The 19,915-nt window shown below is 73.7% G+C and carries 21 protein-coding genes; 12 read left to right on the top strand and 9 right to left on the bottom strand.

The annotated features are described in order from the left end of the window. The first annotated feature begins 356 nt into the window (after positions 1-356). From ACWDGI_RS40120 to ACWDGI_RS40105, 4 genes are all read left to right on the top strand, one after another. Complete coding sequence (locus ACWDGI_RS40120; RefSeq protein WP_450767897.1) at positions 357-701, top strand: hypothetical protein; 345 nt, start codon at positions 357-359, stop codon at positions 699-701. Between the two features lie 214 nt (positions 702-915). After that, a complete protein-coding gene (locus tag ACWDGI_RS40115) occupies positions 916-1,200 on the top strand; it encodes a hypothetical protein (RefSeq protein WP_450767895.1) in 285 nt (94 codons plus the stop codon). 231 nt (positions 1,201-1,431) lie between these two features. Then, the gene (locus ACWDGI_RS40110; RefSeq protein WP_450767893.1) at positions 1,432-1,902 is read left to right on the top strand and encodes a DUF5994 family protein; all 471 of its coding nucleotides are present in this window, start codon (positions 1,432-1,434) and stop codon (positions 1,900-1,902) included. A gap of 263 nt (positions 1,903-2,165) precedes the next feature. After that, entirely contained in the window at positions 2,166-3,899 is a 1,734-nt protein-coding gene (locus ACWDGI_RS40105) for a SpoIIE family protein phosphatase (protein WP_450767891.1), read from the top strand. Positions 3,900-4,105: 206 nt separating this feature from the next. Here the strand turns inward: ACWDGI_RS40105 and ACWDGI_RS40100 are convergent, their stop codons facing one another. From ACWDGI_RS40100 to ACWDGI_RS40085, 4 genes are all read right to left on the bottom strand, one after another. Beyond that, positions 4,106-5,311 (bottom strand): acyltransferase family protein, encoded by a 1,206-nt coding sequence (locus ACWDGI_RS40100; RefSeq protein WP_450767889.1) that lies wholly within the window; start codon positions 5,309-5,311, stop codon positions 4,106-4,108. Between the two features lie 5 nt (positions 5,312-5,316). Continuing rightward, positions 5,317-6,378, bottom strand: coding sequence for a quinone oxidoreductase family protein (locus tag ACWDGI_RS40095; RefSeq protein WP_450767887.1), 1,062 nt, complete (start codon positions 6,376-6,378; stop codon positions 5,317-5,319). Between the two features lie 61 nt (positions 6,379-6,439). Continuing rightward, positions 6,440-7,180 carry an SDR family oxidoreductase gene (locus ACWDGI_RS40090; RefSeq protein ID WP_450767885.1) on the bottom strand — a complete coding sequence of 247 codons (741 nt, stop codon included), beginning with the start codon at positions 7,178-7,180 and terminating at the stop codon, positions 6,440-6,442. Continuing rightward, positions 7,177-7,680, bottom strand: a complete 504-nt coding sequence (locus tag ACWDGI_RS40085) for a cupin domain-containing protein (protein ID WP_450767883.1) — start codon at positions 7,678-7,680, stop codon at positions 7,177-7,179. Before ACWDGI_RS40085 ends, ACWDGI_RS40090 begins: the two co-directional genes overlap by 4 nt. A gap of 83 nt (positions 7,681-7,763) precedes the next feature. On the opposite strand from ACWDGI_RS40085, the gene ACWDGI_RS40080 reads away from it, so the two are divergent. Next, a complete protein-coding gene (locus ACWDGI_RS40080) occupies positions 7,764-8,111 on the top strand; it encodes an ArsR/SmtB family transcription factor (protein ID WP_450767881.1) in 348 nt (115 codons plus the stop codon). Between the two features lie 17 nt (positions 8,112-8,128). On the opposite strand, the gene ACWDGI_RS40075 is transcribed toward ACWDGI_RS40080, so the two are convergent. After that, positions 8,129-9,256, bottom strand: a complete 1,128-nt coding sequence (locus tag ACWDGI_RS40075; RefSeq protein ID WP_450767879.1) for a hydrolase — start codon at positions 9,254-9,256, stop codon at positions 8,129-8,131. A 226-nt stretch (positions 9,257-9,482) separates the two neighbouring features. On the opposite strand from ACWDGI_RS40075, the gene ACWDGI_RS40070 reads away from it, so the two are divergent. From ACWDGI_RS40070 to ACWDGI_RS40055, 4 genes are all read left to right on the top strand, one after another. Continuing rightward, positions 9,483-10,766: a beta-ketoacyl-[acyl-carrier-protein] synthase family protein gene (locus ACWDGI_RS40070; protein WP_450767877.1), complete on the top strand. Its 1,284-nt coding sequence runs from the start codon at positions 9,483-9,485 to the stop codon at positions 10,764-10,766. Further along, positions 10,763-12,025 carry a ketosynthase chain-length factor gene (locus tag ACWDGI_RS40065; protein ID WP_450767875.1) on the top strand — a complete coding sequence of 421 codons (1,263 nt, stop codon included), beginning with the start codon at positions 10,763-10,765 and terminating at the stop codon, positions 12,023-12,025. Before ACWDGI_RS40070 ends, ACWDGI_RS40065 begins: the two co-directional genes overlap by 4 nt. Positions 12,026-12,114: 89 nt before the next feature. Continuing rightward, complete coding sequence (locus ACWDGI_RS40060) at positions 12,115-12,375, top strand: acyl carrier protein (protein ID WP_450768001.1); 261 nt, start codon at positions 12,115-12,117, stop codon at positions 12,373-12,375. Positions 12,376-12,399: 24 nt separating this feature from the next. After that, positions 12,400-13,368, top strand: coding sequence for an aromatase/cyclase (locus ACWDGI_RS40055; protein ID WP_450767873.1), 969 nt, complete (start codon positions 12,400-12,402; stop codon positions 13,366-13,368). A gap of 80 nt (positions 13,369-13,448) precedes the next feature. Here ACWDGI_RS40055 and ACWDGI_RS40050 read toward each other — a convergent pair whose 3' ends face one another. The 3 genes from ACWDGI_RS40050 to ACWDGI_RS40040 all read right to left on the bottom strand — a co-directional run bounded on the left by ACWDGI_RS40050 (position 13,449) and on the right by ACWDGI_RS40040 (position 16,099). Continuing rightward, positions 13,449-14,180, bottom strand: coding sequence for an SDR family NAD(P)-dependent oxidoreductase (locus ACWDGI_RS40050; protein ID WP_450767871.1), 732 nt, complete (start codon positions 14,178-14,180; stop codon positions 13,449-13,451). Positions 14,181-14,345: 165 nt separating this feature from the next. After that, positions 14,346-15,182 carry a DUF6081 family protein gene (locus ACWDGI_RS40045; RefSeq protein ID WP_450767869.1) on the bottom strand — a complete coding sequence of 279 codons (837 nt, stop codon included), beginning with the start codon at positions 15,180-15,182 and terminating at the stop codon, positions 14,346-14,348. Between the two features lie 131 nt (positions 15,183-15,313). Beyond that, positions 15,314-16,099, bottom strand: a complete 786-nt coding sequence (locus tag ACWDGI_RS40040) for an SDR family NAD(P)-dependent oxidoreductase (RefSeq protein WP_450767867.1) — start codon at positions 16,097-16,099, stop codon at positions 15,314-15,316. 157 nt (positions 16,100-16,256) lie between these two features. Between ACWDGI_RS40040 and ACWDGI_RS40035 the strand changes: the two genes are divergently transcribed. From ACWDGI_RS40035 to ACWDGI_RS40025, 3 genes are read left to right on the top strand one after another with little or no spacing between them, the layout of a single operon-like run. Beyond that, the gene (locus tag ACWDGI_RS40035; RefSeq protein ID WP_450767865.1) at positions 16,257-16,733 is read left to right on the top strand and encodes a nuclear transport factor 2 family protein; all 477 of its coding nucleotides are present in this window, start codon (positions 16,257-16,259) and stop codon (positions 16,731-16,733) included. A 48-nt stretch (positions 16,734-16,781) separates the two neighbouring features. After that, a complete protein-coding gene (locus tag ACWDGI_RS40030; RefSeq protein WP_450767863.1) occupies positions 16,782-18,110 on the top strand; it encodes a hypothetical protein in 1,329 nt (442 codons plus the stop codon). Positions 18,111-18,112: 2 nt separating this feature from the next. Beyond that, entirely contained in the window at positions 18,113-19,069 is a 957-nt protein-coding gene (locus ACWDGI_RS40025; RefSeq protein WP_450767861.1) for a 4'-phosphopantetheinyl transferase family protein, read from the top strand. On the opposite strand, the gene ACWDGI_RS40020 is transcribed toward ACWDGI_RS40025, so the two are convergent. Beyond that, on the bottom strand, positions 18,963-19,757 hold the full coding sequence (locus ACWDGI_RS40020) for an AfsR/SARP family transcriptional regulator (RefSeq protein ID WP_450767859.1): 795 nt from the start codon (positions 19,755-19,757) through the stop codon (positions 18,963-18,965). The genes ACWDGI_RS40025 and ACWDGI_RS40020 overlap by 107 nt on opposite strands. Between the last annotated feature and the right edge of the window lie 158 nt (positions 19,758-19,915).

The following is a 19,915-nucleotide window of genomic DNA, read 5'->3' as shown; positions in this document are numbered from 1 at the left end:
TGGGAAGGAGGTGCGGCCGGGGTCACGGACTGCCCCTGAGGGATGGGTGGTGTGCTGGAGACGACCTGACGGTAGGCACGACGCACCCTCGCTCCCCCCAACGTACTCCCTCGTACTCCGTGTGGGCGGGATACCAGGAGTGCGTCGGCCGGCGCCCGCCGGCCGGACGCGCCCGGGCCGGTGCCGCGTTGACACCGGTCGTCGCCGGACATTGACTGGCAGGACGACCGAGGGCCGGGCCATGAAGGGCAGGGTCGACCGGGTCCCCGGAAGCCTGGAGCAGGCCGTCGAGAAGGTGACGCGAAGGGCGTCTTCAGGCGGTGCCCCCCATCGCAACGGAAGCGGTACACACGACGATGTACGACCAGACACGCGCCCAGCAGCCCGCAGGCCGGCCCCCGGGCTCCGACGGACGCCGCACCTCGGGCCCGGAGCCACTGCTCCCCCCGGAACAACGGGACGAGATCGTGCGCCGCCTCGGACATGCCGTCAACACCTTCGCGGACACCCCGCGCGAGGCTCTGGAGGAGGCCGAGGGCGCCTTCGACGAAGCCGCCGCCCAGCTCACGAAGGCCCTTGCGGAGCTGCGGCAGGTCCTCCGCACGGGCTGGCAGGACCGGGATCCCGAGACGGACTCCGCCGAACTCCGGGACGCGCTGAGGCAGTACCGGGAGATCACCCAACGACTGCTGCGTACCTAGGGCTGTCCGGCGCGGGCCGGGGACTCCCGCGGTCGCGTGCGGGCCGGGGACTCCCGCGGTCGCGTGCGGGCCGGGGCCGGTCCGGTGCGGGCCCGGGACTCCCCCGTTCGCGTACGGTCCCGCGGGGCCGCGGGACATGCCGGAGTAGAGTGGAAGATCCAGTCCGAGTCCCTCTCCTACCGGGACACCGAACTCCGAGGTCGCCGTGCAGCCCATGCAAACACCCTCGGACGGGTATGCCGCGGTCCGCATCGTCGCCGCCTCGCCCGAGGTCGCCCGCAGGGTGGCGGAGGTACTGCGCCACTGCTTCGACGCCACGGAGCAGCGCAGCTATCCCGCGGGCCCCGACGGAGGAACCCGCCTCGACCTCACCGTGGACACCACCCGCGCGGCAGAACCCGCACGGTCCTGGCTCGAGACCAGCCAGTCCGGGCAGCGGGCCGCCGGCGAAGGTGGGACGGCGTCCGGGAACGGCCCCTCCGGCGCCGTCGCGGAGTAGCGTTGAGTCACCGGGAGCATTTCGCACACCGACTCCGATGCCGGTGCCGTTCCCGGTGAGCGACGACACCGGGCGGCTGCTTGCGCAGGGGTCCGGAGACGGGTCCGCGCAATGTCCGCCAGCACGCCTCGTGTCTCTGCACGGCCCGTTCCCTTCAGTCCCTTCAGTCCCTCCGGTTCGTCCGGTTCGTCCGGTCCGTATGATCCGCCTGGTGCCTTCAGCCCCTTCAGGGTGCCGACCGCGCGCCTCGCGCTGAAATCCGTGAGCCCTTCCCGTGCGGCCGCCGGGTTGGACGGCGCCTGGTGGCCCCGTTCACGTGACCTGCCGAGCGAGCTCTCCGCCTTGGCGGATGTGCTGGATCCGCTCTGGGGACGCATCACCCGTATCGCGGTCAACCCCCGCCACTGGCCGGTCCTGCCACCGAGAATGTCCGCCAACGGCCATGTGGTGAAGGTCGGTTGGTCCGCCTCGGAGCTGGATCCGCACGAGATCCTGCTGCTCTCCTACACCACGGGCCGCTGGGACCTCCTCGTGATCCCCCCGGAAACCGGCGCACTCGTGGCCGCCCGGCTGATGGCCGCCGCGAGTGCGGACACCGGCCCGGCCATGACCGCGACCACGCTCATGACGGCGGAACGAGCCCACGGTCATGCCGACGCGTCAGGGATACGGCTCGTGATGGCCAAGAAGGAGACCGGCTGACCGGGGGGGGCGCCCGGGACGCCGGGGCCCCGGCGTGATCCTCTCCGCGGTACGGCCGTTCCCGGTCCGCCGGGGCGCGTTCCGTGCGCCGGCGGCGACCGTGCCGTGGGGCGGGCGCTCGGGAGGTGCCGGAACGGATCGCCGTGTCGGCCGTGCGGGCGGGCTCCGGCCGGGGGACCATCGGACACTGGTGGGTCGGTTTCCCTGACGTGCCCGCGGTCTCCGGTGCGGGGCCGCGACGGCTGGAGGGTGCGTGGTGGCGGGTGCGTGGTGCAGGGGCGGTGCCCGGTGCGGGGGACGCGGGGCGGGCGGGGCCGGGGGCCGGGCCGGGTTTCTGGCGACGGGTCGTCGCCCAGCTGAGCACGGCCGTGATGGTGGTGGATCCGGCCGGACGGATCGTCGCCCTGAACCCGGCCGCCGAGCGGCTGCTGGGCCGTGCCGCCACCGCGATGCGCGGCAGGGACGCGCACGATCTGCTGCACCGGGACGCGGGTGGCGGACCGCTCCTGCGGGAGCGGTGCCCGCTGCTCCAGGCGCTGGCCGAGGAGGCCGCCGCGCGTGGGGAGGGCGACAGCTATCTGCGCGGTGACGGCCGCCTGATCACGATCTCCTGGTCCGCGTCCCCCTTGTGGGACGGCGGCTCCTTCAAGGGCATCGCGGTGATGTTCACCGACGTCACGGGCGACCACGGCGCGCGCCGGGAGCGTGCGGCCTATACGAGCGCCCTGGAGGACCTCAACGAGCGGCTGACGCTCGTCGCGGAGATCACCGACGTACTGGGCCAGACCCTGGAGACGGACGAGGCCCTCGCCCGGCTGGGCCGCCTGCTGGTTCCGCGTCTGGCCGACTGGGCGGCGGTTGACCTCCGGACCGGTTCCGGGCAGGTCCACCGCGTGGCGGTGACCGGTCCCACGGGCCGGGACGCCGCACAGGAGGGCGGCCGCGAGCGGCTTCCCGATCCCGGGGAGGGGGACCAATCACCTCTCGTCCGCGTGCTGAACAGCGGTGATCCCGTGCTTCAGGACGAGGCCCGGACGGCCGCGCCGCCCGGCTCTCCGCTGGCCGCGGCGCACAGCGGGTTTCTGCGGAGGGTGGGCGCGCGGTCCGTCATCACGGTGCCGCTGGGTTCCGGACGCCAGATCACCGGCGCCCTGACGCTGGTGCGCACCGACCCGGCACACCCCTTCGACACCGCCGACCTGGGGGTGGTGAGCGACATCGGTCGCCGGGTCGGTCTGGTCATCGACAACGCACGGCGGTTCGGCCGTCAGCGCGCCGTCGCCGAGGCCATGCAGCGCAACCTGCTCGCCCCGCTCCCCCAGCCCGGCCGCCTGCGGCTGGCCGCCCGCTACCAGCCCGCCCCGGCCGGCTCCCAGGTCGGCGGTGACTGGTACGACGCGTTCGAGTTGAAGGACGGCACGCTCGCGCTGGTCATCGGCGACGTCGTGGGCCACGACCTGACCGCGGCGGGCGGGATGGCCCAACTGCACGGCATCCTGCGCTCACTGGCCTGGGACCGCACCGAGCCGCCCGGCGCCGTCGTCGCCCGTCTCGACGACGCCATGTCCGCCATCACCACCGTCTCCATGGCCACCCTCGTCCTCGCCCGGATCGAAGGTCACCCGGACACCGGGCCGTGGACACTGCGGTGGACCAGCGCCGGACATCCGCCGCCCCTCCTCCTCGCCCCGGGCGGACACGCGCACTACCTCGAAGCCGGACAGGGAATCCTCCTCGGCGCCCCCCTGGGTACCGAAGCGAGCCGCCCCGACGCCACGCAGTCCCTGCCACCGGGCTCCACGCTGCTGCTCTACACCGACGGGCTGGTCGAGGTCCCCGGCAGCGACCTCAGCACCAGCCTGGGCGTGCTGCGCCACCACGCTCTCGCACTCGCCCGGGAACCGCTGGACACGCTGTGCGACCAGCTGCTCGCCCGCATGCCGCCCGGCAGCACCGACGACGTGGCCCTCCTCGCCCTGCGTCTGCCGGCTCCGTGACCCGGTCCCGCGCTCCGTCCGAGACTCGTACCCTCCGCCCTGCCGCTGCCGACCGGCGATCGAGGAGCCGCTGAGCCCACCGGACCCGGCGCACCCGGACCGGCCCCGAAGTCACGGCCCGCCTCGATGTCAGGCGCCGCGACTGCGGGACGTGGTGGTCACCGGCGTGGTGGCGCTGCGCATGCACACCACGGACGCCGGAGGTGTCAGCCGGCATCCGGCCCGGGTGTCGGAAGGCCTTCCGGGATCGCGACCGGCCTCCCGGCGTCGGGAACGGGCAGGGCGGGTTCCGCCGCGGCCGGTGCCGGCTTGGCGAGGAGTCGGGGGCGCCCGAAGCGACGCATCGCGGGGACCTCGACGAGGGTGTGCAGAACCCAGGCCAGGCACCAGGAGACCACGTACGCGGTGACGCCGAGGGCGATGGCGGCGGGGGTGCTCCACTGACGCTTCGCGCCGAGCGCCACATGGCCGAAGTTGAGGATCTGCCAGTGCACCAGGTAGAAGGCGAAGGAGAGTTCGCCCAGCCGCACCACGGGACGGCTGCGGAACGGTGAGGACAGTCCCTTCATGTCAGCCGTGGCCGCGGCGGCGACGACCAGGGCGATCGGGGCTCCGGTGGCCGCGACGAAGCTCCACGGCTCGGGCACGTTCGAGGCCAGCAGGTAGCCGCAGAACAGCAGGCCGAGCGCCGGATAGAGGCCGAGACGGATCCACTTGCCCTCCATGACGATACGGGCCATCACCATGCCCAGCACGAAGTCCAGGGCGCGCACCGGCGGGAACATCTGGATGAACCACACGTGCCGGGCCGGAATCGTGTAGAACATCGGCCGGTCCGGGAGGAGTTCGGCGACGAACGGCACCACCCACATGGCCGCCGCCAGACCCGCCGCCCAGCACCACAGGCGCTGCGGACGGATCCGCCCCACCAGTTTGTGCAGCAGCGGGAAGCAGAGGTAGAAGACCACCTCGCAGGCCATCGACCAGCTGACGAAGTCCATGCTGAAGGTGATGTCCATGGGCGGGAACCACGGGTGGATCAGGAAGAGGTTCGGGATCGCGCTGCGGGCCGCGATCGGGATGCCGAGCGCCAGCATGGTCACAGCGGCCAGGGCCCAGGCGACCACGTGGTTGGGGTAGATCTTCGCGGTGCGGCGGCGGTAGAAGCGTCGCAGCGGCTCACCGGGCTTGGCGACCGTCGTCAGGATGAAGCCGCTGAGCACGAAGAAGAACCCCACCTGCATGGGACCGGCGCGCCCGACGAGCCGGCTGTACCACTCCCCCACCTCGGTGTCGCGGAAGGGGAACTGGTACGCGAAGTGGAAGAGGAAGACGATCGAGGCGGCGACGAAGCGCATGCCGTCGAGGGCGGGCAGCCACAAGGTGCGCGGGCCACTGCGCGAGAAGGCCATCGGGATCAGCTCCGTTCGAGGGCGGGTTGCGGGGCGGGCCGGCCGGGCGCCGGGGCGGGGCGCGGGACGAGCACGACGCGGCCCCGTTGCACCCGGTCCTCGATCAGCCGGTGGCCGGTGGCGGCCTGGTCGAGCGGGAGGCGGACGTGCACCGCGGGCCGCAGGGTGCCGTCGCCGAGGCGCCGGGTGAGTTCGGCGAGCCCGGCGCGGTACTGGTCGGGACGGGCGGCGCGCCAGGCCGAGAGGGAGAAACCGGTGACGGTCTTGAGGGCGATGAGGTCCATGACGGACACCCGCGGGATGTCGGTGCCGCCGCCGGCCGAGCCGTAGAACACCAGGCGCCCGGCCGGGGCGAGGGCCCGCACGCCCGCGAGCAGGACGTCGCCGCCGATGCTGTCGAGGACGACGTCGGCGCCACGGCCGCCGGTCGCCGCACGGACCGCGTCGGGCCAGTCGGGGCGGGTGGGGTCGATGACGGCGTCAGCGCCGAGGCCGGCCGCGAACTCCCGTTTGGCGGGCGTGCTCGCGGCGGCGAGGACCTGTCCGGCGCCGGCGGCCCGGGCCAGTTGGACGGCGAGGTGGCCGATGCCGCCCGCCGCCGCGTGCACCAGGACGCTCTCGCCCTCGCGCAGGCCCGCGGTGGCCAGGATGCCGACGGCGATGGGGCCCGCGCCGGGCAGCACGGTCGCCTCGGCGGCGTCCAGCTCCACGGGCACGGGCACCAGGGAGTCGGCCCCGGCCACCATGTGGTCGGCGTAGGCGCCCTGCATCAGGAAGGCTCCCACCCGGTCGCCGACACGGACGCCGGCGGTGCCCGGGCCGAGCTCGGCCACGGTGCCCACGACGTCGCCGCCGAGCAGCAGGGGCAGGGTCGGGCGCCACATGGGGGCGGGGAAGGTGTCCGCGCGCATCTGGGTCTGGGCGAACCCCACGCTGACTGCCTCGGCGGTGATGAGGACCTCGCCGGGGCCGGGTTCGGGGGTCGGCAGTTCGCGGGGGCGCAGGACGTCGGGGCCGCCGTATGCGTCGAGCGGTACGGCGAGCATCCTGCGGGGGACGGCGGTCATGGCGTGTCTCCGGACGTTCCGACGAGGCCGAGAGGAAAGGAGGAGAGGGGCGACGGTGGGTTCACCACGGCACGGAGCCCTGGGCCGACTGGAAGGTTCCGGTGGGGCCGTCGTCCGGCAGCAGGGCCAGCCGCAGCACGGTCTCCGCGGCGTCCGCGGGCGAGCCCGGGCCGGAGTGGCCGTTGAGGTCGGTGGCGACATAGCCCGGCTCCACGGCGTTGACCTTGATGCCGTCGGGGCGCAGGGCGTGGGCGTACTGCAGCGTCACCGCGTTCAGGGCGGCCTTGGATGTGCCGTAGGCCAGCAGTTGGTAGGGCGCGAGGCGTTCGGGCTGCCGGGCGTTGACGGTCTGGGAGCCGAGGCTGCTGGAGAGGTTGACGATGCGCGGGGCCGGAGAGCGGCGCAGCAGCGGGAGCAACGCGGTGGTGACGGTGACCACGCCGAAGACGTTGACCTCGTAGGTGCGGCGCAGGTGGTCGGCGGTGGCCTCGGGAACGGGGATGCCCGCGTCGAGCAGCACGCCCGCGTTGTTGACGAGGAGGTCGAGCCGGCCGGCCGTCTCCTCGACGGCGGCCGCGGCGGCCTTCGCGGAGTCGGGGTCGGTGACGTCGAGCTGGACGTACCGGACGTCGGCGCCCTCGTCCGTGAGGGCGGCGGCCGCGGCCCGTCCGCGTTCCCTGTCGCGGGCGGCGAGGAAGACCGTGGTGCCGAGAGTGCCGAGGCGGCGGGCGGTGTGCAGGCCGATGCCCTTGTTGGCGCCGGTGACCAGGGCGACGGACGGGATACGGGCAGCCGGGGTCATCGGGTTCCTCCCACCCGGGTCGCGGGCGGCTGTTCGAGGTGGACGGTGTCGTGGGCCTCGACGAGTTCGGCGATGCGCGCGCGGTCGGTGGGGCCCGGCGCGGCGAGCAGGTCGGCCAGGCCCTCGAACATCAGCTCGGCGCCTCCGGGGGTGGTGACGAAGAGCATCCGGCCCTCGGTGTCGCCGACGTTGCGGAAGCCGTGTCCGATGCCGCGGGGGGCGTAGACGACGGTTCCGGGAGCGGCGCGGTGCAGGCTCTCGCCGACCTGGATGTCGTAGCGGCCCTCCAGGACGTAGAAGGCCTTGTCCGTGTGGCGGTGGTAGTGGAAGGGCGGCCCGCCGCCCGTGGGTGTGGTGACCTCGAAGAGGGAGAACAGGCCGCGGGTGTCGGCGCCGCGCAGCAGGAACCTGCCCCGTTCGACGGTCCACTCGACACAAGGGGTCTCCTCGGTCACCACGAACCTGGGCGGCGCGGGGACGGAGTTGTGGGTGCCGGTCATGATGCTCCCGCAGGACTTCGAACTTGATCGAACATTACGATGATGTTGGAACACTGCAGCGAGGCGGAGTTATGCTCGCCTCCATGAGCGATGTGGTGTTCCATCCGCCGGTGCAGGAGCTGGTCCTGACGAAGGTGCTCGCCGCCCTCGCCGAACCGGCCCGGCTGGCGATCGTGCGTGCCATCGCCCGCACCGGGGAGACCGGGGTGTCGTGCACCCAGATCCAGCGGGACGCGGGAATCGAGATCGGCAAGTCGACGATGTCGCACCACCAACGCGTGCTGCGGGAGTCCGGGGTCACCCGCACCCGCATCGAAGGCTCCCGGCGGATGCTGACCCTGCGCCGCACCGACCTGGACCGCCGCTTCCCCGGCCTGCTCGACGCGGTGCTCACCGAGAGCGACGCGGTCGTCGGGGCGGCCGCCGTCTGAGGCACCCGGGCGGCCCGTCACGGGGACTCCAGCCTCGACGCCGCGTAGGCGCGGGCGGCCGGTTCCCAGCGCAGGACCGCGTGCCCGGCCGCCGCGTGGACGTCCCGCCAGTAGCGCTGCAACGGCTCGCTCTCGTGCTGCGCCCGGGCGCCGGACGAGCGCAGCAACCCGTCCACGGCCGCCACCAGGAGGTCGACCGCCAGCGCGTGGTCCCGTTGCGCGCGGGCCGTCGCGGCGGCATCGGGGTGGCCCTCGTCGGCGTCGGTGGCGGCCCGCGTCAGCAGCAGCCGCGCGGCGTCCGTCTCCCCCGCCGCCCGGGCCAGCGCCAGCTCCTCGGTGGCCGCGGTGTCGCCTGACATGCCGATTCCGCCGCCGGCACGGGCCGCGCGCCGGGCGGCCTGGCTCGCGGTCCAGGCCGTCAGGGCACCGTCCAGCGCGCCCAGCGCGGGCGCCGCGAAGGACAGTCCGCTCACACTCTTCAGCGGCACCCGGTGGCAGTGCGCGTCCGACGCCTCGGGCCGCCCCGTCAACAGGGTTTCCCGGGCGAAGCTGTGCTCGTACGGCACGAAGACCTGCTCGGCCAGCACCAGCGTGTCACTGCCGGTGCCGCGCATGCCGACGGTGAACCAGGTGCGCTCGATCTCGTAGGCGGAGCGCGGGACCAGCAGGAAGCGGACCTCCCGGCCGTCGCCGTCCACCGGGACCGGGCAGCACAGCAGGGCGTGGTCCGCGTGGTCGATGCCGCTGACGAACGCCCAGCGACCGCTCAGCAGCCAGCCGCCGGCGACCGCCGTGGCCTCGCCGCCCGGCAACAGCGCGCCGACCACCAGGGCGTCCGGATTCCCGGCCCACACCGCACGCTGCCCGGCCTCCGGCAGAAAGCCGGCCATCCGGCCGAGCGAGGCGGCGATCGACGCCACCCAGGCGGCGGACGGGTCCGCCGCGGCGACCTCGGCCGTGGTGTCGAGGAACCATCGGAACGTGCCCTGCGTGCCGCCCCAGCGGGCCGGCACGAAGTGGCGCGCGAAACCGGCCTCGCGCACGGCCTGCGCCACCTCCGGCGCCGGCTGCCGGTCGGCCTCCGCCTTGTCTGCGTGGTCCGCGGCGAGAGCGACCAGACGCTCCGCTGGGTTGGGGCCGGGCATGCGGCACACCTCCTTGTGAGGACTGGGCGCCAGCGTGTGCGGCCCGGCTCGAAACGACCTCGACCGCGGCTAGGGCCGGTGGACGGGGGCGAGCCCCACCCCGTTTCGAGCCGCTCTCAAGGGTGTGGTCGCAGCCTGACCTGGCCCGGGGACCGCCCGGCGCCGGCAAGCGAAAGGAAGACGACGCGATGCCCTTGTCCGACCTCAGGCGCACAGGAGGTGTGCGGTGACCCGGCGTGTGGTGCTCACCGGCATCGGGGTGCGTGTACCGGGCGGTTCCGGAACGAAGGAGTTCTGGGACCTGCTGACCGCGGGCCGCACGGCCACCCGGCGCATCTCCTTCTTCGACCCGTCCCCGTTCCGCTCGCAGGTCGCCGGTGAAGTCGACTTCGACGCCCAGGCCGAGGGGTTCACGCCCCGCGAGCTGCGGCGCATGGACCGCGCCACCCAGTTCGCGGTCGCCTGTACCCGTGACGCCCTCGCCGACAGCGGTCTGGAGCCGGGCTCGGCGCAGGCCGGCCACCCCGAGCCGCACCGCGTCGGCGTCAGCCTGGGCAGCGCCGTCGCCTCCGCGACCAGCCTGGAGCGCGAGTATCTGGTGATGTCCGGCGGCGGCCAGGAGTGGGTCGTCGACCCGGGGTATCTGTCGCCGCACATGTTCGACTACCTCAGCCCGGGCGTGATGCCCGCCGAGATCGCCTGGGCGGTGGGCGCCGAGGGCCCGGTGACGATGGTCTCCGACGGCTGCACCTCGGGCCTCGACGCGGTGGGGTACGCGGCCCAGCTGATCCGTGAGGGCAGCGTGGACGTGATGGTCGCGGGCGCGGCCGACACCCCCATCTCGCCGATCGTCGTGGCCTGCTTCGACGCGATCAAGGCGACCACGACCCGCAATGACGACCCCGAACACGCCTCGCGCCCCTTCGACGGCTCCCGCAACGGCTTCGTGCTCGCCGAGGGCGCCGCCATGTTCGTCCTGGAGGAGTACGAGTCCGCCCGGGCCCGCGGCGCGCACGTCTACGCCGAGATCACGGGCTATGCGACGCGCTCGAACGCGTACCACATGACCGGTCTGAAGAAGGACGGCCGGGAGATGGCCGAGGCGATCCGGGTGGCCCTCGGGCAGGCCCGCGCCGACGCCACCTCCGTCGACTACGTGAACGCGCACGGCTCGGGCACCAAGCAGAACGACCGGCACGAGACGGCCGCGTTCAAGCGGAGCCTCGGGCAGCACGCGTACGACGTGCCGGTCAGTTCCATCAAGTCGATGGTCGGCCACTCGCTGGGCGCCATCGGGTCGATCGAGATCGCCGCCTGCGCCCTGGCGATGGAGCACGGTGTCGTCCCGCCGACGGCGAACCTGCACACCGCCGACCCCGAGTGCGACCTCGACTACGTCCCGCTCACCGCGCGGGAGCGGCGGCTGGACACGGTGCTGACCGTGGGCAGCGGCTTCGGCGGCTTCCAGAGCGCCATGGTGCTGCAGCGTCCGGAAGGAGCCCGCGCATGACCGCGACCACCGTCGAGGTCCCCGCCGTCCGCGCCCCGGCCACCCGGGCCGTCATCACCGGCATCGGGGTCACCGCCCCCAACGGGCTGGGCACGGAGGCGTACTGGAAGGCGGTGCTGGCCGGCGTCAACGGGATCAGGGAGCTCGGCAGGTTCGACACCAGCCGGTTCCCGTCCCGGCTGGCCGGCGAGATCACCGACTTCCGGGCCGAGGACCATCTGCCCGGCCGGCTGCTCCCGCAGACGGACCTGTCGACCCGGCTGGCGCTCGCCGCCTCCGACTGGGCGCTGGCCGACGCGGACGTGACGCCGGGGACGCTCACCGACTACGCCAAGGGCGTGGTGACGTCGAACGCCACCGGCGGGTTCGCGTTCACCCACGAGGAGTTCCGCAAGCTGTGGACCCGTGGGCCCGAACACGTCAGCGTCTACGAGTCGTTCGCCTGGTTCTACGCTGTGAACACCGGCCAGATCTCGATCCGCAACACCATGCGCGGGCCCAGCGCCGCCCTGGTCGGCGAGCAGGCCGGCGGTCTCGACGCCCTCGGGCACGCGCGGCGCACCGTACGGCAGGGCACCGACCTGGTCGTCGCGGGCGGCGTCGACTCGGCGCTCGACCCGTGGGGCTACGCCTCGCAGCTCGCGGGCGGCCGGGTGACCACGGTCGCGGACCGGGACCGGGCGTATCTGCCGTTCGACGCGCGGGCCGCCGGCTACGTGCCGGGCGAGGGCGGGGCGATCCTCGTCGTGGAGAACCCGGACACCGCCCGGGAGCGCGGGGTGGGGCAGGTGTACGGCGAGATCGCGGGCTACGCGGCCACGTTCGACCCGGCCCCCGGCTCCGGCCGGCCGCCGCGGCTGCGCCGGGCCGTCGAACTCGCCCTCACGGACGCGGGGGTGACGCCCGGCGAGGTCGACGCGGTGTTCGCCGACGCGGCCGGCATCCCCGAACTCGACCTGGCCGAGGCCGAGGCGCTGGCCGGCGTCTTCGGACCCGGCGGCGTCCCCGTCACCGCGCCCAAGTCGCTCACCGGGCGCCTGTACGCCGGCGGTGGTCCGCTCGACGTGGTGGCGGCCCTGCTCGCCATCCGTGACGGGGTGCTGCCCGCGACCGCCGGCACCACCGAGGTGCCCGAACGGTACGGCCTCGACCTGGTTTTGGGCGAGCCTCGCGAGCTGCCCGTCCGCACCGCCCTGGTGCTCGCGCGGGGCCGCTGGGGCTTCAACGCGGCCCTCGTGGTCCGCGCGGCCGGACTCTGAGCACGACTGCTCACCACGACGAGTCCGCCCACTCGTCGCCCCGGCCCGCACCTGACATCCCACCACCCATGACACGAAGGAGAGTTCACATCGTGAGGACCATGACCCTGGACGATCTGCGCCGCATCCTGCGCGAGTGCGCCGGCTTCGACGAGGGCCTCCGGGACGACGAGGCCGCGCTCGACGCGGCCTTCGAGGACCTGGGGTACGACTCCCTCGCCCTGATGGAGAGCGCCGCCCGCATCCAGAAGGAGTTCGGCGTCGTCATACCCGACGACGAGATCACCGAGGTGGAGACGCCCCGGGCGCTCCTCGGCCTGGTCAACGGCAGCCTGACCGCGGCCGCCTGAGCGGCCGGCGAGGAGAGAACGCCCATGACCGAGCAACGTCTTCACCACACCGAGCACACCCTGACCGTGGACGCGCCGGCCGCCGAGCTGTACGGCCTGGCGGCCGACGTCACCCGCTGGCCCGCCCTGTTCGGCCCGAGCGTGCACGTGCAGCACCAGTTGCGCGAGGAGCGGGCCGAGCGGTTCGAGCTGTGGGCCGTCGTCAACGGCGAGGTCGGCAGCTGGGTCTCGCAGCGGACCCTGGACCCCGACCGGCTGCGCGTGACCTTCGCCCAGGTCCGCAGCCGGGCCCCGATCGCCTCGATGCGCGGCGAGTGGCTGTTTCGCACGCTGTCGCCGACGCGCACCGAGATCGTGCTGCGGCACACCTTCTCCGCCGTCGACGACGACCCGGAGTCCGTGGCGTGGATCCTGCGGGGGCTGGACCGCAACAGCCCGGAGGAGCTGGCCGCCCTGGCCCGGTTCGCGCTGTACGGGCACCCGGTGGACGACCTCGTGTTCTCCTTCACGGACACCGTCCGCCTCACCGGGACGGCGGCGGACGCGTACACGTTCGTCCACCGGGCCGACCGGTGGGCCCGGCTGCTGCCGCACGTGGACCGGGTCCGGCTCACCGAGCCCTCGCCCGGTGTGCAGGAACTGGAGATGGACACGGTGACCTCGGACGGCTCGGCGCACACCACCCGCTCGCTGCGGGTGTGCCGGACCGGCGAGTGGATCGCGTACAAGCAGCTGATGACGCCTCGGTTGATGCTGGGGCACAGCGGCCTGTGGACCTTCGCCGACGGGTCCGGCGGCCCGGTGGTGACGGCCCGTCACACCGTCGCGCTCAACCCGGAGGCCGTGTCCGAGGTGCTCGGTGAGCATGCCACGCTCGCCGAGGCCCGGGCGTATCTGCGCGACGCCCTGGGGCGCAACAGCCGTACGACGATCGAGCACGCCGACGCGTTCGCGACGGGCCGCCGCAAGCGGGCCGTGGCGCGCAGCGCCTGAGACGGCGCCGGCCGGGAAGGCGAAGGCCCGGCGGTCCGAAGGGGACCGCCGGGCCTTCGCCGTGTGCGCTCACGCACGGGTCACAGCAGGTGCGCGCCGCCGTCCACGGACAGGATCGCACCGGTCGTGTACGGCGACTCGATCAGCCCGTACACGGACGCGGCGACGTCCTCGGGCGTGCCCACCCGGCGCAGCGGGGTGCTCTCCCGCACATGCTCGGCGATCGCCGTGAAGTCCTTGGTCCACGGCGTCTCGATGAGCCCGGGCGCCACGGCGTTGACCCGGACCTGCGGACCCGCGGTGTTGGCCAGCAGCCGGGTCATGTGCTCGATCGCGGCCTTGCTGACGGCGTACGGGACGGAGCTGCCCGCGGGCCTGCTGCCCGCCACGGAGGAGATGTTGACGACCACACCGTCGGCGGACTCGCGCAGGTGCGGCATGGCGGCCACCGTGGTCGTCCAGGTACCGATGACGTTCAGGCCGAGGATCTCGCGCCAGACGCCCGCGTGGGCCGCCTCCAGGTCCGAGTGCGGGATCACCTTCGTGGTGCCCGCGTTGTTGACCAGAATGTCGAGCCGGCCGTAGTGCGCGGCCACCTCGGCGACCAGCCGGCGCGCCTCGTCCTCGTCCGAGAGGTCGGCCTGGATGTACGTCGCCTCGGGCAGCGAGCCGGCGAACCGGCGCCCGGCGTCCGCGGAACGCGCCGAGTTGATCACCACGCGGATCCCCGCGGCGGCCAGCCGTACGGCCACCGCGGCGCCGATGCCGGAGGTGGATCCTGTCACCAGGGCCACGCGCTTGTCGTCGCTCATGCTGTGAACTCCTTCGGGTGGATGCGGGTGGATGCGGGTGGGTACGCCGGAGCGCACCGCCGAACCGGATCGCGGCCCGGCGGTGCGCTCGGGAGGAGGCCCCCTTGGGTCGGGGGCGCGGCGGCCGGGCGCCGGGGATGGACGGCCGGCCACTCGTCGAGGGGGTCAGCGGGACGTGCTGTGGACGGCGACCCGGCGCACGCCCAGGCAGATGCCCTGGCCCTCCACGGACGCGGCCATGGTGGTCAGCCCGACGGCGAGCTGGCGCGGGGCGGCCGCGCGTTCCTCGCCGGGCAGCTCCCACAGCACACAGGCTCCGTCGAACTGCTGCTGGCCCAGGTCGCCCACGGTGAGCGCGTGCCGCCCGTCGACCACCCAGCGGACGGTGCCCGCCGCCGGGTCGTAGGTCAGGGCGCAGTGGTGCGGGCGGCCGGGCCGTACGTCGCACAGCGGCACGGCGACGGAGAACGCGCGCTCGTCGCGGCCCGCCCGGGGCAGCCGTTCGTACAGCGCGTACACGGCGCTGCCGGTGAGGCAGAAGTCGAAGACCATTCCGGTCTCGCGGTCGAAGGTCATCAGGGCCCCCGCTCCGCGCCCGACGTCCCCGGCCGGGTCCGCGGCGGCGCCGGACGCGGGTGCGCCCCAGGTGCCGTAGGCGCGTACCGCGAGCTCGGCCTCGACGGTGAGGGCCCGCTCCGGCGGGGTGTCGAAGCCGGCGACGCCGGTGGACGCGGTTGTCTCCAGGTAGGCGGTCCAGCGCAGGAAGGCGTCCGGCGGTTCGGGGCCCTCGGACGGGGTGAACGCCGGTTCCCCGGTGCCCGGGTGGACGCTTCTCGGCACGATCACCACACCGCTGTCGCCGCGCCCGACGACTCCGTCGCCGCCCGCCCCGATGTGGGTGTCGCGCAGCCGCCAGGGCGCGCCGGGGCGGGTGTGGTCCAGCCCGTGGGCGAAGTCGTCGAGGAAGTGCACCCGTCGCGGGGCGTCGGTCTGCACAGTCATGGGTGCCGTACCTTTCTTCGTGGGTTGATCCGGGCCGTTCGCGGGATCGGGGCACCCAGCGATGCCGGGGCACGGCCGTCACGGGTGTGCCGCGTTCGTGGCTTGGCCTCTCCGCCGGTGGGGTGCGGGGCTCAGTAGTTGCCCAGGCCGCCGCAGACGTTCAGGGCCTGCGCGGTGACGGCGGCCGCGTCGTCGCCGACCAGGTACTCGACCATCGCGGCGACCTCTCGGGTCTCCACATAGCGGCCCAGCGGCACCCGGTTGGTGATGCGGTCGAAGGTCTCCTCCTCGCTGACCTGCCAGATCCCGGCGTAGTGGGTGCGCACCCGTTCGGCCATGGGCGTCTCGACGAAGCCGGGGCAGACGGCGTTGACGGTGATGCCGGTGCGGGCCAGTTCCAGGCCGAGCGCCTTGGTGAAGCCGACCACGCCGTGCTTGGAGGCGGAGTACGGGGCGGCGTGCACGACGCCCTGCTTACCGCCGGTGGAGGCGATGTTGACGATCCGGCCGCGCTCCTTCGCGAGCATCCCGCCGGTGGTCAGGACCTCCTTCGTCATCAGGAAGACGCTGTTGAGGTTGGTGTTGACGACGTCGAACCACAACTCGTCGGGGATTTCGTGGGTGGCGCCGCCACCGCTGCGGCCGGCGTTGTTGACGAGGATGTCCACCGGTCCGTAGCGCTCCACGGCGGCGCGCACGAAGGCGCGGATCTGCGCGGGGTCGGACACGTCGCACACCGTGCCGTCGACGTCGTACCCCTGCTCCTGAAGCGACTTGACGGTGTCGGTCAGCTGCTCCTGGCCGCGGGCACACAGATACACGCGGGCGCCGAGACCGGCGAGGCGGCTCGCCACCTCCAGGCCGATCCCGCTGGTCGCGCCGGTGACCAGGGCCACCGGCCGCGCGGACTCACTCATGCTGCCTCCTCGTGTGCGGTCTGCGGTCCGAGCCTGCGCAGGTGTTCTCGAAGGGGGCTCGAAGCGGCCTTGACCGCCGTTGCTCGAGCCGGGTTCGAGGGGCGGGGGCGAACGTGAGTGGCCGTTCATGCCCACCACTTGCCTCCGGGAGACAGCCATGACCAGCACGGAGACCGTCATGACCAGCGGCCACTCGCCGGCCGAGCGGGCCGCGCGGGTGACGCCGGAGCTGTACGCACGCGTGCAGCACTTCTACGCCCATCAGATGCAGGCACTCGACTCGCTGCGGTTCGAGGACTATGCGGCGACCTTCACCGAGGACGGCACCTTCCAGCACTCGCCCGGCGTGGAACCGGCGCGCACCCGGCCCGGGATCGTGGCCGAACTGGTCGAGTTCCACAAGCGGTTCGACGGCGACCCGGTGCAGCGGCGGCACTGGTTCGGGCACATCGCGCTGGAGCAGGGCCCGGACGGCGAGTTGCTGTCCACGGCCTACGCCCTCGTGGTCACCGTCCGCCCCGGCGGCAAGCCGGAGATCGCCCCGAGCTGCGTCGTGCACGACGTGCTGGTCGAGACGCAGGGCGGCACGATCCACACCCGCTCGCGGCGGATCACACACGACCAGATGTTCTGAGGAGGAGGCCTGGTGCGGCCCGGAAGGCGGAGACGGGGTGTACGAGGGGTGAGGACGCAGGTCCGGCCGGAGGGGCCGGAGCCGGTCGCGGTGGGTCCAGGGGGCCGGCCGGCACGGCTCGACATCCCGGCCCGGTCGGTACGCGCGGTGGCCCGGCGGGACGTCCGCGCCGCCCTCACCCGGGGCGTCGGTCCCGCCGTCGTGCTCGCCGCCGTGGCGGTGCACGGCACGCCGGAGCAGCGCGCTGTCGCGACCCGGGCCGCCCGCGCGGGCCGCCGCCTCACGCTGCTCCTGCCCGGGGCACCGGTGGGCGGGAGCGTCCTCGAAGGAACCTCTGGGTACGTGGAGTTCGTTCCGGCCGGGCCCGTCCTCGCGGACGCCTCGCTCACGGCGCGTCTGGTGGTCCGCGGCGCCGCGGAGGACTCTTTCCTGGGGGCGCCGGGGCATGGTGCCCAGGTGCTGCTGGACGCCATGCGGTTCGGTTGGCCGCTTTTCGTGTCGGTGGGCATCGGTACCGCCGACACCGTGCTGCGCGCGGTCGTCGACGCCGCCGGAACCGCCGGTGTGCGTCCGCTGGGCTCCTCACTCACCCGGCGTGCGGTGACGGCCGCCTTCCTCGACCTGCTCGTCGTGGACTGCCTGGTGACGACGGCCGTACGCGCCCTGCAGCTCGCGCCGGCCCAGGCGACGGCGCTGTCGGCCGTGGCCGGGCACCTGGGGCCGCGGCTGCTGCGGGACGGCTGCGAGGGCCTCGTACCGGTGCTGGGCCGGCACGCCCACAACGCGTCCGGCGTGTTCGGCTCGATACGCGCCCGGCTGCGGGAGCTCGCCGCGCCGTCGCCCCACGGGGCGGGAGGTCTGGGTGTGCTCACCGCGCTGTCGGCCCGCGAGGAGCACCGCGCGGCCGGCCTCCCGGAGGCCGTGTACGCGCCGGGCGGCCCGCTGCCGCCGCAGGCCCGACCGGTCACCGCTCCGCCGGCCTGGTTCGCTCCACGGTTTCCCGCGGAGGGCCGGTCCGGCCCGCTCGGCGCACTCGTACGGCTGCTGGACCGCGAAGCCTCCGTGGTGCGCGCGGAGTTGGCCGCCACGCGGGCATCGGTGTCCGCACCGGCCCTGCGCGCGGCCGCCGACCGTTATGCCCTGCTGCACGCGGCGGCCTGCTGCCTCGGTGTGGCCCGCAACGCGCCCCCGGGCTTTCTCGCCGACCCGGCATGGCTCACCGCCGCCCTCGCCCGCATCGCGCACCGCCTCGCCCTCCCCCCGGCGCCCGGCACCCGCCCCCGGGACGACACCGTCCTCGAGGAGGCCCTGACCCGGTGCCGCGACGACAGGGCCCTCGACCTGTACGCCACCCCCCTGTCCCGCACCGGGCTGTGACGATGACCGGGGACCACGCGCACGCCGTCACCGCCGCGCGCCCCCCGGCCGGGGTCGCAGGCGGGCCCGTGCCGGGGCCGGCACGCGTCGCCGGGCCGGACGCCCCCTTGGGGGAACTCGGCGCCGCTCTCGGGCGGTTCGGGCATGCCGTGCTGTGGAGCGGGACACAGGACTGGCAGGTCGGGGACGAACGTGAACTCGGGCTGTCCCAGCGGGAGTTCGCGCGGGCCGCGCTGCTGTCCGGGCGCAGGCGGTCGTCGTTCGTGGCTTCCCGGCTGCTGCTGAGGCACGCGGCGGCGCACGCTCTCGGCGCCACGCCCGCGGACATCGACGTGGCGCGCGCACCGGAGGGCCGGCCTTTCCTGCGCGGCTGCGAGGAGCTCGATGTGAGCGTGAGTCACACCGGCGACCTGGCCGTGGTCGCGCTGAGCCGCTCAGGGCGGGTCGGCGTCGATGTGGAGTCCGCGGCCCGCACGGTCGGCGGACTCGGCGAGGAGGTCCTGACAGCGCCCGAACTGGCGGCGCTGGCCCGCCTGCCGGCCGCCCGCCGCGCCCGGGCACTGCTGCGCCTGTGGACCCTCAAGGAGGCCTACGCCAAGGCTCTGGGCCACGGCCTCAGACTGCCGTTCGCGTCCTTCGGGTTCGTCCCGCTCCCCGAGGAGCGGTCCACCCCGGCCCCGGACGCGGACGGCCCCGTTCGGCTGGTCACTGCCGACGGGGCTCTGGCCGACGCGGGGGGCTGGCGGTTCGGAACGCGCGGTGTGGCCGGTGATCATGTGCTGGCCCTGGCCCTGGGGCCCGGTCCGCACACGCCGTCACCAGGGCTCGACGCCGCCCTGGCCGCGGCCGTGCTCAGTGCGCCGCGGCCAGCGGCGGTTCGAGGGACGGGTCCGCGGACAACATCGCCCGGTGCAGCCGCTGCAGCCGCGGCGACGGGTCGATCCCGAGCTCCTCGATGAGCGTGCCGCGCAGCCGCTGGAACGCCTCCAGCGCCCGCCAGGCGTTGCCCGAGCGGTACAGCGCCAGCATGAACTGGGCGCACAGGCTCTCCTTCATGGGATATCTGGCCACCAGCATCCCCAGCTCGGACAGCAGCGCGGCGTGCCGCCCCAGTCGTAGATCCGCCTCGATGCGCTGTTCGAGGACCCGCAGCCGGGACTCCTCCATGCCGATCAGCTCGACGGACAGCACCTCGCCGGTGGGCACGTCCACCAGGCCGGGACCGCGCCACAGCTCGAGCGCCCCGGCCAGCAGCAGTGCCGCGGCACCCGCGTCCCCGGCCTCCAGTTCCTCCCCGCCCCGGGCCGCCTTGTGCTCGAACTCGGCGACATCGGAGCACAGCTCAGCGGCGTCGAGGCGGTAGCCGCCGTAGCAGGTCTTCAGTACGTCCTTGGCGCAACGGCCCGAATCGCGACCGAGCGCCGACGCTATCTTGCGCCGCAGTTGGAGTATGTAGGTCTGCAGCGTGGTGCTCGCGCTGCGCGGCAGCTGGTCGCCCCAGATCTCCTCCATCAGGACCGGAGCCGGCACGACACGGCCCGCGCGCAGGGCGAGCAAGGCGAGGATCTGCCGGGGTTTGCCGGCGCTGGGCACGATCGACACACCGTGTTCCTGGACGAGCAACGGGCCAAGGACCTTGATCTCCACGTGGATCTCCCCTGTTTCTCCTGACGGACCTGTGAGGTCGGACGTCCGGAAACGAATCCATCTCCTCGGGAGCCTCGCACCGATGGACATCCCTGCCGTATACCGTTCCTCATGATCTGCGACGGGAATTGCTCATATGAGGAATTCACGTCCGGAGG

Source organism: Streptomyces sp. NPDC001220, from assembly GCF_053597895.1.
This window is presented reverse-complemented; position numbering and strand designations above follow the sequence as displayed.

Excerpts from the sequence above, each read along its gene's own strand:
- ACWDGI_RS40120 (WP_450767897.1), top strand. The coding sequence starts at position 357 with ATGTACGACCAGACACGCGCCCAGCAGCCCGCAGGCCGGCCCCCGGGC.
- ACWDGI_RS40115 (WP_450767895.1), top strand. The coding sequence starts at position 916 with ATGCAAACACCCTCGGACGGGTATGCCGCGGTCCGCATCGTCGCCGCC.
- ACWDGI_RS40100 (WP_450767889.1), bottom strand. The coding sequence starts at position 5,311 with ATGGCCTTCTCGCGCAGTGGCCCGCGCACCTTGTGGCTGCCCGCCCTC.
- ACWDGI_RS40095 (WP_450767887.1), bottom strand. The coding sequence starts at position 6,378 with ATGACCGCCGTCCCCCGCAGGATGCTCGCCGTACCGCTCGACGCATAC.
- ACWDGI_RS40090 (WP_450767885.1), bottom strand. The coding sequence starts at position 7,180 with ATGACCCCGGCTGCCCGTATCCCGTCCGTCGCCCTGGTCACCGGCGCC.
- ACWDGI_RS40085 (WP_450767883.1), bottom strand. The coding sequence starts at position 7,680 with ATGACCGGCACCCACAACTCCGTCCCCGCGCCGCCCAGGTTCGTGGTG.
- ACWDGI_RS40080 (WP_450767881.1), top strand. The coding sequence starts at position 7,764 with ATGAGCGATGTGGTGTTCCATCCGCCGGTGCAGGAGCTGGTCCTGACG.
- ACWDGI_RS40075 (WP_450767879.1), bottom strand. The coding sequence starts at position 9,256 with ATGCCCGGCCCCAACCCAGCGGAGCGTCTGGTCGCTCTCGCCGCGGAC.
- ACWDGI_RS40065 (WP_450767875.1), top strand. The coding sequence starts at position 10,763 with ATGACCGCGACCACCGTCGAGGTCCCCGCCGTCCGCGCCCCGGCCACC.
- ACWDGI_RS40055 (WP_450767873.1), top strand. The coding sequence starts at position 12,400 with ATGACCGAGCAACGTCTTCACCACACCGAGCACACCCTGACCGTGGAC.
- ACWDGI_RS40050 (WP_450767871.1), bottom strand. The coding sequence starts at position 14,180 with ATGAGCGACGACAAGCGCGTGGCCCTGGTGACAGGATCCACCTCCGGC.
- ACWDGI_RS40045 (WP_450767869.1), bottom strand. The coding sequence starts at position 15,182 with ATGACTGTGCAGACCGACGCCCCGCGACGGGTGCACTTCCTCGACGAC.
- ACWDGI_RS40040 (WP_450767867.1), bottom strand. The coding sequence starts at position 16,099 with ATGAGTGAGTCCGCGCGGCCGGTGGCCCTGGTCACCGGCGCGACCAGC.
- ACWDGI_RS40035 (WP_450767865.1), top strand. The coding sequence starts at position 16,257 with ATGACCAGCACGGAGACCGTCATGACCAGCGGCCACTCGCCGGCCGAG.
- ACWDGI_RS40025 (WP_450767861.1), top strand. The coding sequence starts at position 18,113 with ATGACCGGGGACCACGCGCACGCCGTCACCGCCGCGCGCCCCCCGGCC.